16 protein-coding genes are annotated in these 14,915 nt (G+C 71.5%); 6 read left to right on the plus strand and 10 right to left on the minus strand.

What is annotated here, in order from left to right; translation table 11 throughout:
* Window positions 1–52 precede the first annotated feature (52 nt).
* The 3 genes from rocD to AB0M11_RS15470 all read right to left on the minus strand — a co-directional run bounded on the left by rocD (window position 53) and on the right by AB0M11_RS15470 (window position 2,764).
* A complete protein-coding gene (rocD, locus tag AB0M11_RS15460) occupies window positions 53–1,273 on the minus strand; it encodes an ornithine--oxo-acid transaminase (RefSeq protein WP_365705610.1) in 1,221 nt (406 codons plus the stop codon).
* A 29-nt stretch (window positions 1,274–1,302) separates the two neighbouring features.
* On the minus strand, window positions 1,303–2,112 hold the full coding sequence (gene ddaH, locus AB0M11_RS15465; RefSeq protein ID WP_365705443.1) for a dimethylargininase: 810 nt from the start codon (window positions 2,110–2,112) through the stop codon (window positions 1,303–1,305).
* 166 nt (window positions 2,113–2,278) lie between these two features.
* Window positions 2,279–2,764 carry an Lrp/AsnC family transcriptional regulator gene (locus tag AB0M11_RS15470; protein WP_365705445.1) on the minus strand — a complete coding sequence of 162 codons (486 nt, stop codon included), beginning with the start codon at window positions 2,762–2,764 and terminating at the stop codon, window positions 2,279–2,281.
* Window positions 2,765–2,875: 111 nt separating this feature from the next.
* Here AB0M11_RS15470 and AB0M11_RS15475 point away from each other — a divergent pair, with 111 nt between their 5' ends.
* The 4 genes from AB0M11_RS15475 to AB0M11_RS15490 are packed head-to-tail and all read left to right on the plus strand — an operon-like array spanning window position 2,876 to window position 6,918.
* Window positions 2,876–3,625, plus strand: a complete 750-nt coding sequence (locus tag AB0M11_RS15475) for a LytTR family DNA-binding domain-containing protein (RefSeq protein ID WP_365705447.1) — start codon at window positions 2,876–2,878, stop codon at window positions 3,623–3,625.
* A 2-nt stretch (window positions 3,626–3,627) separates the two neighbouring features.
* Window positions 3,628–3,996, plus strand: coding sequence for a hypothetical protein (locus AB0M11_RS15480; protein WP_365705449.1), 369 nt, complete (start codon window positions 3,628–3,630; stop codon window positions 3,994–3,996).
* Between the two features lie 31 nt (window positions 3,997–4,027).
* On the plus strand, window positions 4,028–5,740 hold the full coding sequence (locus AB0M11_RS15485; protein ID WP_365705451.1) for a cation acetate symporter: 1,713 nt from the start codon (window positions 4,028–4,030) through the stop codon (window positions 5,738–5,740).
* Window positions 5,737–6,918, plus strand: a complete 1,182-nt coding sequence (locus AB0M11_RS15490; RefSeq protein WP_365705453.1) for a histidine kinase — start codon at window positions 5,737–5,739, stop codon at window positions 6,916–6,918. Before AB0M11_RS15485 ends, AB0M11_RS15490 begins: the two co-directional genes overlap by 4 nt.
* A 21-nt stretch (window positions 6,919–6,939) precedes the next feature.
* Here the strand turns inward: AB0M11_RS15490 and AB0M11_RS15495 are convergent, their stop codons facing one another.
* The 5 genes from AB0M11_RS15495 to AB0M11_RS15515 form a co-directional block, all read right to left on the minus strand.
* Entirely contained in the window at window positions 6,940–7,119 is a 180-nt protein-coding gene (locus AB0M11_RS15495; RefSeq protein WP_293996352.1) for a hypothetical protein, read from the minus strand.
* A 68-nt stretch (window positions 7,120–7,187) separates the two neighbouring features.
* On the minus strand, window positions 7,188–8,138 hold the full coding sequence (locus AB0M11_RS15500) for a cytochrome c oxidase assembly protein (RefSeq protein WP_365705455.1): 951 nt from the start codon (window positions 8,136–8,138) through the stop codon (window positions 7,188–7,190).
* 179 nt (window positions 8,139–8,317) lie between these two features.
* Window positions 8,318–9,343 (minus strand): 6-phosphofructokinase, encoded by a 1,026-nt coding sequence (locus AB0M11_RS15505; RefSeq protein ID WP_365705457.1) that lies wholly within the window; start codon window positions 9,341–9,343, stop codon window positions 8,318–8,320.
* Between the two features lie 180 nt (window positions 9,344–9,523).
* Entirely contained in the window at window positions 9,524–10,252 is a 729-nt protein-coding gene (locus tag AB0M11_RS15510; protein ID WP_365705459.1) for a glutamine amidotransferase, read from the minus strand.
* A gap of 20 nt (window positions 10,253–10,272) precedes the next feature.
* Window positions 10,273–11,511 carry a MurT ligase domain-containing protein gene (locus AB0M11_RS15515; RefSeq protein ID WP_365705461.1) on the minus strand — a complete coding sequence of 413 codons (1,239 nt, stop codon included), beginning with the start codon at window positions 11,509–11,511 and terminating at the stop codon, window positions 10,273–10,275.
* A gap of 150 nt (window positions 11,512–11,661) precedes the next feature.
* On the opposite strand from AB0M11_RS15515, the gene def reads away from it, so the two are divergent.
* A complete protein-coding gene (gene def, locus AB0M11_RS15520; RefSeq protein ID WP_365705463.1) occupies window positions 11,662–12,201 on the plus strand; it encodes a peptide deformylase in 540 nt (179 codons plus the stop codon).
* A gap of 45 nt (window positions 12,202–12,246) precedes the next feature.
* Here def and AB0M11_RS15525 read toward each other — a convergent pair whose 3' ends face one another.
* Window positions 12,247–12,891 (minus strand): TetR family transcriptional regulator, encoded by a 645-nt coding sequence (locus AB0M11_RS15525; protein ID WP_365705465.1) that lies wholly within the window; start codon window positions 12,889–12,891, stop codon window positions 12,247–12,249.
* Window positions 12,892–13,064: 173 nt separating this feature from the next.
* On the opposite strand from AB0M11_RS15525, the gene AB0M11_RS15530 reads away from it, so the two are divergent.
* On the plus strand, window positions 13,065–14,291 hold the full coding sequence (locus tag AB0M11_RS15530; protein WP_365705467.1) for an acyl-CoA dehydrogenase family protein: 1,227 nt from the start codon (window positions 13,065–13,067) through the stop codon (window positions 14,289–14,291).
* Between the two features lie 102 nt (window positions 14,292–14,393).
* On the opposite strand, the gene AB0M11_RS15535 is transcribed toward AB0M11_RS15530, so the two are convergent.
* A complete protein-coding gene (locus tag AB0M11_RS15535) occupies window positions 14,394–14,915 on the minus strand; it encodes a cupin domain-containing protein (protein WP_365705469.1) in 522 nt (173 codons plus the stop codon).

Here is a 14,915-nt window from a genome sequence, read left to right on the forward strand (position 1 = left end):
TGCCCGAATCGCGCGGCGGCCCCCCCGCCCCGCCCCCCCCCCCCCCCGCCGCTCACGCCGCCAGCACCCTCTCCAACGCGCCCAGCGCCGACCGCAGTTCCTCCGCGGTGATGGTCAGCGGCGGGGCCAGCCGGATCGTGGAGCCGTGGGTGTCCTTGACCAGGACGCCCTCGCGCATCAGGCGCTCGCCGATCTCCCGTCCGGTGCCGATCGCCGGGTCCACGTCGACACCCGCCCACAGCCCGCGCGAGCGGAAGCCGACGACGCCCCTGCCGACCAGCTCCGTCAGGCCGTCCCGCAGGAGCACGCCCAGCTCGGCGGCCCGGCGCTGGAACTCGCCGCTCTCCAGCAGTTCGACCACCGCCGTGCCGACCGCCGCCGCCAGCGGGTTGCCGCCGAACGTCGAGCCGTGCTCGCCGGGACGCAGCACGCCCAGCACCTCCCGCCGGGCCACCACCGCCGACACCGGCACGATCCCGCCGCCCAGCGCCTTGCCGAGCAGCAGCACGTCCGGCACCACGTCCTCGTGGTCCACGGCGAGGGTGCGGCCGGTGCGGCCGAGGCCGGACTGGATCTCGTCGGCGACGAAGAGGCAGCCCTTGCGGCGGGTCAGCTCGCGGACCCCGGTCAGATAGCCCTCGTCGGGGATGAGCACCCCCGCCTCGCCCTGGATGGGCTCGATCAGCACCGCCGCCGTGGTCTCGTCGACCGCCGCCTCCAGCGCGGCCAGGTCGTTGTACGGCACGATCCGGAAGCCCGGCGTGAACGGGCCGAAACCCGCGCGGGCCGTGTCGTCGGTGGAGAAGCTGACGATCGTGGTCGTACGGCCGTGGAAGTTGTCCGCGGCGACCACGATCGTGGCCCGGTCGGCCGGGACGCCCTTCACGTCGTAGGCCCATTTGCGGGCCACCTTGATGCCCGACTCCACGGCCTCGGCGCCGGTGTTCATCGGCAGCACCATGTCCTGGCCGGTCAACTCCGCGAGCCGTTCGGCGAATTCGGCGAGCCGGTCGTTGTGGAAGGCACGGGAGGTGAGGGTGAGGCGGTCCAGCTGACGGTGCGCGGCCTCGACCAGCGCCGGGTGGCGGTGGCCGAAGTTCAGGGCCGAGTAGCCCGCCAGCATGTCGAGGTAGCGGCGGCCCTCGACGTCCTCCACCCAGGTGCCCTCGGCGCGGGCGACGACGACGGGCAGCGGATGGTAGTTGTGCGCGAGGACCGGGCCCTCCGCCTCGATCAGCTCGGCGGAGGTGCGGGCGCGTGCGGGTGCGGTCATCAGGGGGATCTCCTGGTCCTCTGCGGATGTCACCGGATTTCCTGGGTGCAGCACTTGATGCCGCCGCCGGCCTTGTGGAACTCCGACAGGTCGACGGGGACGGGCTCGTAGCCCTGGCCGGCGAGGCGGGCGGCGAGTGCCTCGGCCTGCGGCGCGATGAAGACGTGGCGGCCGTCGGAGACCGAGTTCAGGCCCCACGCGAGCGCGTCGTCGCGGGTGGCCAGGACCGCCTCCGGGAACAGCCGGCGGAGCACCTCGCGGCTGCCGGGGGAGAAGGCCTCGGGGTAGTAGACGATGTTCTCCTCGTCCAGGACGAACAACGCCGTGTCCAGGTGGTAGAAGTACGGGTCCACCAGGGTCAGGCTGATCACCGGATGGCCGAAGAACTCCTGGGCCTCCCGGTGCGCATCCCGGGTGGTGCGGAACCCGGTGCCGGCGAGCAGGTACCGGCCCGTCCAGACCAGGTCGCCCTCGCCCTCGGCCACTGATCCCGGGCGGTACACGTCGTAGCCCGCGGTCTTGAACCAGAGGTCGTAGTGGGTCGACTCGGGGCGCCGCTCGGGCGAGTGGAAGAGGGAGCCGAAGACCCGGCCGCCGACGACGACCGCCGAGTTCGCGGCGAACACCATGTCGGGCAGTCCGGGGACCGGTTCCAGCCGGTCGATGCTGTGGCCGTGGGCGCGGTAGGCGCTGATCAGCGCGGTCCACTGCTCCTGGGCCAGGTCGACGTCGACCCTGGTGTCGGGGTTCATCCAGGGATTGATCGCGTACTGCACGGCGAAATGTCTGGGTTCGCAGACGAGAAAGCGCCTGAGGCGCGGCACACGGCTTTCGGACACAGAGGGGTTCCTCCGCTTTCCCGCGGTGTCGACTGAGGGTTGACACCACGGTAGAAAGCGTCGGATACGGACGACAAGAAACAAATGTTGCGCGTCTGCGCAGGAACGCTGCGTCTCCGGTCATACAAACGCAGCGTCGGTGCGTTTACGCGCCGCGTCGGTGCGTTCACTCGGGGACGGGGTGGGTGGCCCCGGCCTCCGGGCTCTCCGGGAGCAGGTGCGACAGCACCATCACACTGATCGTCTTGCGGATGAACGGCTCGACACGGATCCGCTCCAGCACCTCCTCGAAGTGGTCCACGTCCCGGGCCCGCACGTGCAGCAGCGCGTCCGCGCCGCCGGTCACCGTCATGGCCGCGGTGATCTCCGGATGGTTGCGGACCACCTCCGCGAGCCGCCGGGGCGGGGCGGCGCCCTCGCAGTAGACCTCGACGTACGCCTCCGTGCGCCAGCCCAGGGCCGACGGCGTGACGGTGGCCGTGAACCCGGTGATCACACCGGTCTCGCGCAGCCGGTCCACCCGCCGCTTCACGGCCGTCGCGGAGAGCCCGACGGCCGCTCCGATCTCGGCGAAACTGGTCCGCGCGTTCGCCATCAACGCGGTGGTGATCTTCCGGTCGAGGTCGTCGAAAGGGACGGTGCCGCTGTTCATGCCCGCACTGTAACCACGGGCGCGGACACTTCGGGAGCGCCACTTCATCCGGCCCGGACGGCCACGTCCGCCGCATGTCCAGCGCCGGGCTCCGCCGCCTACACTCCGTTCATGCTGCGCGCCCTCGCCGTCGACGACGAACGCCCCTCGCTGGAGGAACTGCTGTACCTGCTCAACGCCGACCCGCGGGTCACCAGTGCCGAGGGCGCCGGGGACGCCACCGAGGCGCTGCGCCGCATCACCCGCGCGCTGGAGTCCGGACCGCAGGGCCCCGAGGCCATCGACGTCGTCTTCCTCGACGTCCAGATGCCGGGCCTGGACGGACTGGACCTGGCCCGGCTGCTCACCGGGTTCGCCCGGCCCCCGCTGGTCGTCTTCGTCACCGCCCACGAGGACTTCGCGGTCAGGGCCTTCGACCTCAAGGCAGTCGACTACGTGCTGAAGCCGGTCCGCAAGGAACGCCTCGCCGAGGCGGTACGCCGGGCCGCCGAACTGCGCGGCACCGCGCCCCCGATACCCGTGCACGAACCCGACCCCGACCACATACCCGTCGAACTCGGCGGTGTGACACGGTTCGTGGCGGTGGACGACATCACCCACGTCGAGGCCCAGGGCGACTACGCCCGCCTGCACACCGACCGCGGCAGCCACCTGGTCCGCATCCCGCTGTCCACCCTGGAGGACCGCTGGCGCTCCCGCGGCTTCGTCCGCATCCACCGCCGCCACCTCGTCGCCCTCCGCCACATCGGCGAACTCCGCCTGGACGCCGGCACGGTGAGCGTCCTGGTCGGCGCCGAGGAGCTCCAGGTCAGCCGGCGCCACGCCCGCGAGCTGCGGGACCTGCTGATGAGGAGGGCCTGACGATGCCCACCGACCCCGCCGAGCGCCGGGTCACCGTCACCGGCCCGCCCCGCCGCAGCCGTCGCGGCCACCGTGACTCCGGTCACTACCGGGCGCGCACCGAGATCGACGAGCAGACCACCCTCGGCCACACCTATGTCCGCTCCCTCATGCGCAGCCAACTGCGCGTCGCACTGGTCGTGTTCGCCGTCCTGGTGCTGCTCGTCGGCCCGCTCCCGCTGGTCTTCGCCGCGGCTCCCGAGGCCCGCCGCCTGGAGTGGCTCGTGCTCGGCTTCTGTCTCTACGCCCCGCTGATCCTGCTCGCCCGCTGGTACGTGCGCCGCGCCGAACGCAACGAGCAGGACTTCGTCCGCCTCGTCGAGGACCGATAGACCTGATGAACTCGACCTGCGGCGAGGCCGGATGAACCCCAGCTATGCCGTCCCGGCGGTCGCCCTCGTGGTCCTCGCGACCGTCCTCGTCGGCGCCTTCGGGCTGCGCGTCTCCCGGACGACCTCCGACTTCTACGTCGCCTCGCGCACCGTCGGCCCCCGCCTCAACGCGGCCGCGATCAGCGGCGAGTACCTCTCCGCCGCCTCCTTCCTGGGCATCGCGGGCCTGGTCCTCGTACAGGGCCCCGACATGCTCTGGTACCCGGTCGGCTACACCGCCGGCTACCTCGTCCTCCTCCTCTTCGTCGCCGCCCCGCTGCGCCGCTCCGGCGCCTACACCCTCCCCGACTTCGCCGAGGCCCGGCTCGCCTCGCAGCCGGTACGACGACTGGCCGGGGCGTTCGTCGTCGGCGTCGGCTGGCTCTACCTGCTGCCCCAACTCCAAGGTGCGGGGCTTACCCTGGCCGTCCTCACCGGCGCCCCCGACGCGCTCGGCGGACTCATCGTCGCCGTCGTCGTGGTGGCCACCGTGGCCGCCGGCGGCATGCGCAGCATCACCTTCGTCCAGGCCTTCCAGTACTGGCTCAAGCTCACCGCCCTGCTCGTCCCCGCCCTCTTCCTCGTCCTCGCCTGGCAGAGCGGCGGCGCCCCCACCCACGCCTTCGACGAACCGGCCACCTTCCGCGACCGGCGCACCGTGGACGTCCAGGACACCCTCTCCGTCAGGCTCGACCGCCCCCTCAGCGTCACCGTCACCGGCACGGTCGACGGCCGCCCGGTCCGGGACACCCGGCTCACCCTCCCCGAGGGCACCCACCGGATCACCGCCGGCACCCGCCTGACCTTCGCCAAGGGCGCCCGCGTCCCCGCCACCGACCGCGGCACCAACGGCGGCATGTCCACCTCGCTCACCGAGAGCCGCGAGGAACGCCCGCTGTACGCCACGTACGGCCTGATCCTCGCCACCTTCCTCGGCACCATGGGCCTGCCGCACGTCGTGGTCCGCTTCTACACCAGCCCGCACGGCGTCGCCGCCCGCCGCACCACGGTCGCCGTGCTGGCCCTGATCGGCCTCTTCTACCTGCTGCCGCCGGTGTACGGCGCCCTCGGCCGCCTCTACACCCCCGAACTCACCCTCACCGGCGAGACCGACGCCGCCGTCCTGCTGCTGCCCGACCGGGTCGTCGGCGGCCTCGGCGGGGACCTGCTCGGCGCGCTGGTGGCGGGCGGCGCCTTCGCCGCGTTCCTCTCCACCGCCTCCGGCCTCACCATGGCGGTCGCCGGGGTCCTCACCCAGGACGTCCTCCCGGCCCGCGGCGTACGGCACTTCAGACGGGGGACGGTCCTCGCCATGGCCGTGCCGCTGACCGCCAGCGTGCTGGTGGGCGGTTTACCGGTCGCCGACGCCGTTGGACTGGCCTTCGCCGTCTCCGCCTCCTCCTTCTGCCCGCTGCTGGTCCTCGGCATCTGGTGGCGGCGGCTGACCCCGCCCGGCGCCGCCGCCGGGATGCTGGCCGGGGGCGGCTCGGCGTTCTGCGCGGTGGCCGCGACCATGGCCGACCTGCCCGGCACCGGCGACCTGCACGCCCTGCTCGCCTGGCCCGCCCTCTGGTCGGTCCCGCTGGGCTTCCTCACCATGATCCTGGTCTCCCTGGCCACCCCGGGCCGGGTACCGCCCGGCACGGCCGCGGTCCTGGCCCGCTTCCACCTGCCCGAAGAGCTGCGCGCGGAGGTCAAGGCGTGACCGGGTTCCTGGCGGGCCTCCTCGTGGCGGTCCTCCCGCTCCTCGCCGCCGGCTTCTGGCTCGGCCGGCGCACCGCGCGCCCGGAGAGCCTCGGCGGCCTCGGCACCCCCGTCGAGCACGCCACCTTCGAGACCCTGCACACCGCCTCCCTCGCCGCGCCCCCGCTGCGCGCGGGCCTGACCGAGGAGACCGCCCGCCGCTCGGCCCGCCGGCTGCGCACCCTGCTCGGCACCGACGCCCTCTGCCTCACCGACCACGAGAACCTGCTGGTCTGGGACGGCGTCGGCAACCACCACCGCACCGAGATCACCAAGCGGCTCGCCGGGCCGCTGGAGTCCGGCCGCGGTGAGGCCTTCCCCCTGCACTGCGAGACTCCCGACTGCCCGGTCCGCTGGGCCGTGATCACCCCGCTGACCGTCGACGACCGCGTCCACGGCACCCTGGTCGCCTGCGCCCCGCGCGAGTCCGCCGTCCTGGTCCGCGCGGCCGGCGAGGTCGCCCGCTGGGTGAGCGTCCAGCTGGAACTGGCCGACCTGGACCGATCCAGGACCCGCCTCATCGAGGCCGAGATCCGCGCCCTGCGCGCCCAGATCTCCCCGCACTTCATCTTCAACTCGCTCGCCGTGATCGCCTCGTTCGTCCGCACCGACCCCGAGCGCGCGCGGGAGCTGCTCCTGGAGTTCGCCGACTTCACCCGCTACTCGTTCCGCAGGCACGGCGACTTCACCACCCTCGCCGACGAACTGCACGCCATCGACCACTACCTGGCGCTGGTCCGGGCCCGCTTCGGCGACCGCCTCACGGTCACCCTGCAGATCGCCCCCGAGGTGCTCCCCGTCACCCTGCCCTTCCTCTGCCTCCAGCCGCTGGTCGAGAACGCCGTCAAACACGGCCTGGAGGGCAAGACGGGCACCTGCCGCATCCAGATCACCGCGCAGGACGCGGGCGCCGAGGCGCTGGTCGTGATCGAGGACGACGGCGCGGGCATGGACCCGCTGCTGCTGCGCCGCATCCTCGCCGGCGAGACCAGCCCCTCCGGGGGCATCGGGCTGTCCAACGTCGACGACCGGCTCCGCCAGGTGTACGGGGACGACCACGGGCTCGTGATCGAGACGGCGCCCGGCGCGGGAATGAAGATCACCGCGCGGTTGCCGAAGTACCAGCCCGGGGTGCACTAGGCGCTCCGCGTGCGCCGTGGGTCAGTTGCTCTGGGTGACCACCATCGCCAGGGTCAGCAGGCCCAGGACCACCCAGCCGAACCAGAGCCAGCCGTTGCTGCCGAGTGCCACCGTGTAGGCCGTCACCACGACGAGGCCGCCGACGGTGAGCACCCCCATCGCCTTGGTCGCGCCGTTCGAGCCGTTCGCAGAACCGGGCATCGGGGCACCCTCCTCATGGTCCGACTCCCTCCATGGTGCCCCGGTTCTGCTTCTTCTGGGGGACCCTGTCAGCCCCTGCGTGCGTTCAGGGAGGCCAGATAGGCGTTGTACGCCTCCAGCTCCTTGTCGCCGTCCCGGTCGGCGGCCCGGTCCGTGCGGCGGGCCTGGCGCTGTTCGGAGCCGTACCACTGGAACAGCAGGGCGATCAGTACCAGCACGGACGGGATCTCGCTGAACGCCCAGGCGATCCCGCCGGCCGCGTTCTGGTCGGAGAGCGCGTCGATGCCCAGGGAGGCGGGCGGGTTCTTGAACGTCCCCACCATCGGCTCCGACGCCATCATCAACGCGATGCCGAAGAACGCGTGGAACGGCATGCCCGCGAACAGCTCCAGCATGCGCATGAGGTGCCCCGGCCGGCGCGGCCCCGGGTCGACGCCGATGATCGGCCAGAAGAAGACGACACCGACGGCGAGGAAGTGCACCATCATCGCGACGTGTCCGGCCTTCGAGCCCATCAGGAAGTCGAAGAGCGGGGTGAAGTAGAGCGCGTACAGGCTCGCGATGAACAGCGGGATGGTGAAGGCGGGATGGGTGATGACCCGCATGTACCGGCTGTGCAGCAGGGCCAGCAGCAGCTCACGCGGCCCCTTCCGGCCCCTCCCGGCGACGGGCAGCGCACGCAGCGCCAGGGTCACCGGGGCGCCCAGCAGGATCAGGATGGGCGACAGCATGCTGATGATCATGTGCTGTACCATGTGCACGCTGAACATGACCATCCCGTAGTCGTTCAGCCTGGTGCACATGACGAGCATGATCGTCAGCACCCCGACGACGAACGACACCGTGCGCCCCACGGACCACGTGTCCCCGCGCCGCCGCAGCCGCACCACGCCCCACCCGTAGAGCGCCAGCCCCGCCACACAGGCGACGAGGAAGAAGGGATCCGCGGACCACTGCAGCCCGCGCCCCAGCGTGAACGGCGGCAGATCCATCGTCATGCCGTGCCCGCTGTGATCCATCCGGCGGCTCCTGATTCGTGGGGGGTTGTACGTTTACTACCGACCCCAGATTAGAACCGTCGCCGACCGCACTTGCGACCGGGGGCCGGGCAGCCGACCCAGGGGCGCGGGGAACTGCGCGACGAGCCACAACGCGCCCGCACCCGGCAACGCATCAGAACCTCCCGCGGCGAGGCCCCTTAGAGCACGGTCTCCGCCTCGTCGTACCGCTCCGTCGGCACCGTCTTCAGCGTCTCCACGGCCTCCGCCAGCGGCACCATCACGATGTCGGTCCCGCGCAGCGCGGTCATGTGACCGAACTCGCCCCGGTGCACCGCCTCCACCGCGTGCCACCCGAACCGCGTCGCCAGCACCCGGTCGTACGCCGTCGGCGTGCCACCCCGCTGCACGTGCCCGAGGATCACCGGCCGCGCCTCCTTGCCGAGCCGCTCCTCCAGCTCGATGGAGAGCTGCCGGGCGATCCCGGCGAACCGCTCGTGGCCGTAGATGTCCTTGCCGCCCTCGTCGAAGGCCATCGTGCCCGCCTTCGGCTTCGCCCCCTCCGCCGCGACGACGATCGCGAACCGCTTGCCCGCCTCGAACCGCTCGCCGACCCGGCGGGCCAACTCCTCGATGTCGAAGGGGCGTTCCGGTACGACGATGGCGTGGGCACCGGCCGCCATGCCGGAGTGCAGGGCGATCCAGCCGGTGTGCCGCCCCATGACCTCCACGACCAGCACCCGCTGGTGGGACTCGGCGGTGGTCTTCAGCCGGTCGAGGGCCTCGGTGGCGACGCCTACGGCCGTGTCGAAGCCGAAGGTCACGTCGGTGACGGCGATGTCGTTGTCGATGGTCTTCGGCACGCCCACGATCGGCAGGCCGGCGTCCGACATCAGCCGGGCCGCCTTCAGCGTGCCCTCACCGCCGATCGGGATGATCGCGTCGAGACCGAGTTCGGCGACATGCCCCCGGGCCCGCTCCACACCGTCCCGCAGGTGGGAGGGCTGGACCCGGGAGGAGCCGAGGATGGTGCCGCCGCGGGCCAGGATGCCGGCCACGGCGTCGAGGTCGAGCTTGAGGTAGTCGCACTCCAGGAGGCCCTTCCAGCCGTCCCGGAAGCCGATGACCTCGTCGCCGTGGTCGGCGACGGCACGGTGCACGACGGACCGGATGACGGCGTTCAGGCCGGGGCAGTCGCCGCCGGACGTGAGGACACCAATGCGCATAGCCCGAAACAACCTTCTCCACGTGGGCCGGAGACCGGACCACGCTGTCCGGCTGTCGTCGGCGTCACCCTACCCGCGTGAGGGGGGCCTCCCGCACCGGGCGTCCGCCTGCTGGACGTGCCCGCACATGTGAGCGGACACGCTGTCAGGCGGGCCCCGGAACCGGTTGTTCCGCAGGGGTCACGCAGGCTGCTGAGCGGCCGCGATGCGCTCGTTGCGGAGTGCCTCGTACCACCGGTCGTCGATCGGCGGCAGCGCGTTGACGTCGAGGGCCAGCTTCAGCAGCAGGTCGGCGATGAGCGGGTTGCGGGCGAGCACCGGCCCGTGCATGTACGTACCGAAGACGGTCTCGTTGTACGCGCCCTCCGTGCCGTCCCCGGTGCCGTTGCCCCGGCCCAGCTGGACCCGGGCGAAGGGGCGGGCGGTGGGGCCGAGCTGGGTGACGCCCTGGTGGTTCTCGAATCCGGTGAGCTGCGGGAGCCCGAGGCGCGGGTCGATGTCGGCGAGCACGTCACCGACGCACCGCTCGCCGGTGCCGCGCACGGTCGTCACGTCGAGCAGGCCGAGGCCGGGCTCGCGCTGCCCGAGGTCGTTGATGAACTCGTGCCCGAGGATCTGGTAGCCCGCGCACACCGAGAACACGATCGCGCCGTTCTCCACCGCCCGGTACAGGTGTCCGTCGCGGCGCAGCCGCTCGGCGGCGAGCCGCTGCGGACGGTCCTCGCCGCCGCCGATCAGGTAGATGTCGCCGGAGGTCGGGATCGGCTGGTCGCTGCGCACGTCGAGCCGTGCCACGTCGAGACCGCGCTGGCGGGCCCGGCGCTCCACCACGAGCGCGTTGCCCTGGTCGCCGTAGGTGCTGAGCAGGTCCGGGTAGATCCACACCAGCCGCAGTTGGTTGTCGCTCATGAACGCTTCGTCCTTCGTGGTCAGTTGCCGACGCGGCGGCGCAGGTCCTGGAACGCGGTGTAGTTCGCGATGACCTCGATCCGGCCCGGCGGGCACATCTGCACGGCCTGGTCGAGGGAGTCGCAGACCTGGAAGTGCTGGCCCGCGACCTCCAGACGTACGGCGAGGTCCAGCTTGCGGTCACCGAGCACGAAGATCGGGTGGCCGGTCAGGCGCGTGTAGTCCACGTCCCACAGCCAGGAGGTGTCGGTGCCGTCGGCGCCGCGCGCGTTCACCGAGAGGATGACCGGCGCCGGCGGCGGGTCGATCAGCGAGAACGTCTCCAGCCAGCCGGCCGGGTTCTTGGCCAGCAGCAGCCGCAGGTCACGCCCCTGGAACTGCACGACGTCGTAGCGTCCCGCGACGGCCTGCACCTGGTACATCCGCTCCAGCGCGACCTGCGGCGGCACCCCGAAGACGGCGGCGACGGCGGCCGAGGAGGCCGCGTTCGCCTTGTTGGCGCGCCCCGGCAGCTGCAGGTGGATGGGCCAGGCGGAGCCGTGCGGGTCGAGGACGTGGTCCCCGGACAGCACCCAGCTCGGCGTCGGCCGTCGGAACCCGCACTCGCCGCAGAACCAGTCGTCGCCGGGCCGCTGCATCACGCCGCCGCAGGACGGGCAGGACCAGGCGTCGTCCTTCCACATCTGCCCGGCGGCGACCCAGATCACGTTGGGGGAGGAGGAGGCGGCCCACACCACCAGCGGGTCGTCGCAGTTCGCCACGATGACGGCCTTCGACCCGGCCAGGCCCTCCCGCCAGTTCTCGGCGAGCATCCGGGTCTCGGCGGCGCGGTCGAGCTGGTCGCGGGAGAGGTTGAGCAGCGCGATGCACTTCGGCGCCGTGTCCCGGGCCACCCCGGCCAGGTACTTCTCGTCGACCTCGATGACCCCGAACTTGGCGTCCGAGCCACCGGCCAGCGCCGAGGTGATGCCGGCGGGCATGTTGGCCCCGAGCGCGTTGGACACCACCGGCCCCGCGGCCTTCAGCGCCTCGGCGATGAGCCGGGTGGTGGTCGTCTTGCCGTTGGTCGCCGAGACGAGCGTGACGTCCAGGTGGGTGGCGAGCCGGGCGAGGAGGTCGGGGTCGAGTTTGAGCGCGACCCGGCCACCGATCACAGATCCGCTGCCGCGTCCCGCCGCTCGGGACGCCGCCGCGACCGCCTTGCCCGCGGTCACGGCCAGCTTGGCCCGCGGCGTGAGCGGGTCCGAGTTGCCTGCCATCAGTTCTCGATCCTCCTTGCGTACGCGCCGCGCCTGAGCCATCCGGCAACGTGGTGTGAGGTCAGCCTATCGAGATCCATTCGCACACCCGAATTCCGGCCCGTGCCTGCGCGGCGGGCAGGGCCCGATGCGAACCGTACCCTTACGGCCATGCGACACGGTTCCATTCCGGGCGCCCACGGGCGGGTCCGGCCTCTCACCCTGCTCGGCGACCCGGTCCTGCACGCCCGCTGCGCGGAGGTCACCGAGTTCGGCCCCGAACTCTCCCGGCTGGTGGAGGACTTGTTCGCGACGATGTACGCGGCGGAGGGGGTGGGCCTGGCGGCCAACCAGGTGGGGGAGCCGCTGCGGGTGTTCGTCTTCGACTGCCCCGACGACGAGGACGTCCGTCACCTGGGCCACGTGGTGAACCCGCGCCTGGTGGCGGCGGACGGCGTGACCGTCCGCGGCCCGGAGGGCTGCCTGTCCCTGCCGGGCCTGGAGGCGGGCACGGAGCGGTACGACCACGCGGTGGTCGAGGGTTTCACGGCGGCAGGTGAGCCGGTCACGATCCACGGCACCGGGTTCTTCGCCCGCTGCCTCCAGCACGAGACCGACCACCTGGAGGGCCGCGTCTACGCCGACCACGTCACGGGCTGGCGCAAGCGGAGACTGATGCGACAGGTGGCCAGAACTTCTTGGCACCGGTGAGGACGTCTCCCTGCTTTCAGGGGCGCTCAGCCGAAACCCGACCCGTCAGAACCCCGGACCTCCCACTTTGTCCCCCGCAGCCGCCAGCCGCCCCCACAGCAGATCGGCCAGACTCTTGACCAGCTCCGCACGAGAACACGGCCGCTCTCCCAGCCACCAGTCCCCGGCCGCGTGCATCATCCCGACGATCCCGTGCCCCCACACCCGCGCCAGCTGCTGACTCGCCGGGCCCAGATCCAGCCGGTCCTCGATCACCTGCGCCAGTTCCTCACCCATCCGCCGCAACAGCGGAGCCGAGTGCTTGCCGACGTCGAACCCCTGGTCGGCCCCGGTGCCGCCCTCCGCGGGATGCATCAGGAACCGGTACACCTGAGGCCGTGCCTCGATCGCCGCGAGGTACGTGTCGAGCGTCGCCTCGACCCGCTCGCGGCGCTCCGCGGGCGCGTCCAGTGCCTCCCGCAGCGAGTTCAGCAACGCGTCCGTGTGCCGCTTGGCCAGTGCCGCGTACAGCCCGCTCTTGTCGCCGAAGTGGCGGTAGAGGATGGGTTTGGTGATGCCTGCCTCCGCCGCGATCGCGTTCATGGAAGCCTGTGGGCCGTCGCGCAGCACCACCCGGTCGGCGGCCTCCAACAGCTCGCGCCGTCGGCGGTCGGCGGACCGTTGCTGTTCGGTCCGCTGTGTGGTGTCCATGTGCTCTCCCCACCCCGTGCTGTTTTCGGTGACGCCTGCGCAAACTAACACCTGACAGTCATCCACACTCGAACTGGCTGCCGAGGTGACCTTGGGAGTTGACTTTTCCTACCGACGAGTAACAGACTCGGGTTACCGCTAGTAACACATTATGCGCCGCCGCTGGAGGAGTCATGGCCGAGTTCACCATGGAACTCAACGACGAACAGAAGGAGGTCCGGGACTGGCTGCACGGTTTCGCCGCCGACGTCATCCGCCCCGCGGCCGCCGAATGGGACGAGCGTGAGGAGACTCCCTGGCCGGTCATCCAGGAGGCCGCCAAGGTCGGCATCTACTCCCTCGACTTCTACGCCCAGCAGTACTTCGACCCCACCGGCCTCGGCATCCCCATGGCCATGGAGGAGCTGTTCTGGGGCGACGCGGGCATCGCCCTGTCCATCGTGGGCACGGGCCTCGCCGCCGTCGGCGTCCTCGCCAACGGCACGGAGGAGCAGATCGGCACCTGGATCCCCCAGATGTACGGCGACACCAACGACGTCAAGGTCGCCGCGTTCTGCTCCTCCGAGCCCGACGCCGGCTCCGACGTGGCCTCCATGCGCACCCGGGCGGTGTACGACGAGGCCAAGGACGAATGGGTGATCAACGGCACGAAGACCTGGGCGACCAACGGCGGCATCGCCAACGTCCACGTCGTCGTCGCCGTCGTCGACCCGGAGCTCGGCTCCAAGGGCCACGCCTCCTTCATCGTCCCGCCGGGTACCCCCGGGCTGTCCCAGGGCCAGAAGTTCAAGAAGCACGGGATCCGCGCCTCGCACACCGCCGAGGTCGTCCTGGACGGTGTCCGGGTGCCCGGCTCCTGCCTGCTCGGCGGCAAGGAGAAGCTGGACGAGCGCCTGGCGCGGGCCCGGGAGCGGGCGAGGTCGGGCGGCGAGCGCGTCAAGAACGCGGCGATGGCCACGTTCGAGGCCTCGCGGCCCGCCGTCGGGGCGATGGCGGTGGGTACCGCCCGTGCCGCCTACGAGGTCGCCCTCGACTACGCCATGACCCGGGAGCAGTTCGGCCGGCCGATCATCGACAACCAGGGGGTGGCCTTCCAGCTCGCGGACATGCGGACGCAGATCGACGCGGCCCGGCTGCTGGTGTGGCGGGCGTCCTGGATGGCGGTCAACGGAAAGCCGTTCACCGCGGCCGAGGGGTCCATGTCGAAGCTGTTCGCCAGCGAGACGGCGAAGAAGGTGACCGCCCAGGCGATCCAGATCCTGGGCGGCAACGGGTACACGCGGGAGTATCCGGTGGAGCGGATGCACCGGGACGCCGCGATCTACACGATCTTCGAGGGGACGAGTGAGATCCAGCGGCTGGTGATCGCCCGGACGTTGTCGGGGATGCCGATCCGGTAGCGCCGCGGGGGTGCGGGTGCTTCGCGGGCCTTCCGTGCGTCGTGGTGGCTCGCGCCCGCGCGGCGGAGCCGCACGGGGACAACGCCCCCGCGCTCCATCGACTCACCGGTGCTTCAGAGGTGTCAGTTGCTCGATGTCGTAACGCTTCCGGAGTGCCTCGATCGCCTCGTGGTCGGGTGGACCGCCGTTGCCGAGGATCTCCAGGAGTTCCTCGAAGTAGCGCTCGTGGTCGGGCGGCGGGGACGCCTGGAAGAACATCCGCGCCGGGGTGTCGGTCGGGTTGGCGAAGGCGTGCGGGCAGCCGGGGGGCACGACGATCACCGTGCCCGGGGTGGCCCGCACCACCCTGTTGCCCGAAGTCGACTCCCACTTCTGCCAGTTGTCAGGAGTGCGGACGCGCGGCTCGAAAGCGAGGACGTCCAGCTCGCCTTCGAGGACGTAGAACAACTCCTCGCTGCGGGTGTGCACATGGGCGCCCACGTCGAAGCCCGGCGGGACCTCCACCTCGAAGGTGGAGGCCGTCCTCGAATGCGTGCCCGTCACCTTGAAGGTGACGCGCTGGGCCGACGTGTGGACCACGCGCCCGTGTCCCGGTGGTACGAGGAGTCCCTCGGTCGTGGTCAT

It is taken from the genome of Streptomyces sp. NPDC051987 (assembly GCF_040680735.1).
Taxonomy (GTDB): domain Bacteria; phylum Actinomycetota; class Actinomycetes; order Streptomycetales; family Streptomycetaceae; genus Streptomyces.

What these genes read in the sequence shown, in the direction of transcription:
- rocD (WP_365705610.1), bottom strand. Translation starts at nt 1,273, where the DNA reads ATGACCGCACCCGCACGCGCCCGCACCTCCGCCGAGCTGATCGAGGCG.
- AB0M11_RS15515 (WP_365705461.1), bottom strand. Translation starts at nt 11,511, where the DNA reads ATGGCAGGCAACTCGGACCCGCTCACGCCGCGGGCCAAGCTGGCCGTG.
- AB0M11_RS15505 (WP_365705457.1), bottom strand. Translation starts at nt 9,343, where the DNA reads ATGCGCATTGGTGTCCTCACGTCCGGCGGCGACTGCCCCGGCCTGAAC.
- AB0M11_RS15530 (WP_365705467.1), top strand. Translation starts at nt 13,065, where the DNA reads ATGGCCGAGTTCACCATGGAACTCAACGACGAACAGAAGGAGGTCCGG.
- AB0M11_RS15480 (WP_365705449.1), top strand. Translation starts at nt 3,628, where the DNA reads ATGCCCACCGACCCCGCCGAGCGCCGGGTCACCGTCACCGGCCCGCCC.
- AB0M11_RS15495 (WP_293996352.1), bottom strand. Translation starts at nt 7,119, where the DNA reads ATGCCCGGTTCTGCGAACGGCTCGAACGGCGCGACCAAGGCGATGGGG.
- def (WP_365705463.1), top strand. Translation starts at nt 11,662, where the DNA reads ATGCGACACGGTTCCATTCCGGGCGCCCACGGGCGGGTCCGGCCTCTC.
- AB0M11_RS15475 (WP_365705447.1), top strand. Translation starts at nt 2,876, where the DNA reads ATGCTGCGCGCCCTCGCCGTCGACGACGAACGCCCCTCGCTGGAGGAA.
- AB0M11_RS15470 (WP_365705445.1), bottom strand. Translation starts at nt 2,764, where the DNA reads ATGAACAGCGGCACCGTCCCTTTCGACGACCTCGACCGGAAGATCACC.
- AB0M11_RS15535 (WP_365705469.1), bottom strand. Translation starts at nt 14,915, where the DNA reads ATGACCACGACCGAGGGACTCCTCGTACCACCGGGACACGGGCGCGTG.
- AB0M11_RS15485 (WP_365705451.1), top strand. Translation starts at nt 4,028, where the DNA reads ATGAACCCCAGCTATGCCGTCCCGGCGGTCGCCCTCGTGGTCCTCGCG.
- AB0M11_RS15500 (WP_365705455.1), bottom strand. Translation starts at nt 8,138, where the DNA reads ATGGATCACAGCGGGCACGGCATGACGATGGATCTGCCGCCGTTCACG.
- AB0M11_RS15510 (WP_365705459.1), bottom strand. Translation starts at nt 10,252, where the DNA reads ATGAGCGACAACCAACTGCGGCTGGTGTGGATCTACCCGGACCTGCTC.
- AB0M11_RS15525 (WP_365705465.1), bottom strand. Translation starts at nt 12,891, where the DNA reads ATGGACACCACACAGCGGACCGAACAGCAACGGTCCGCCGACCGCCGA.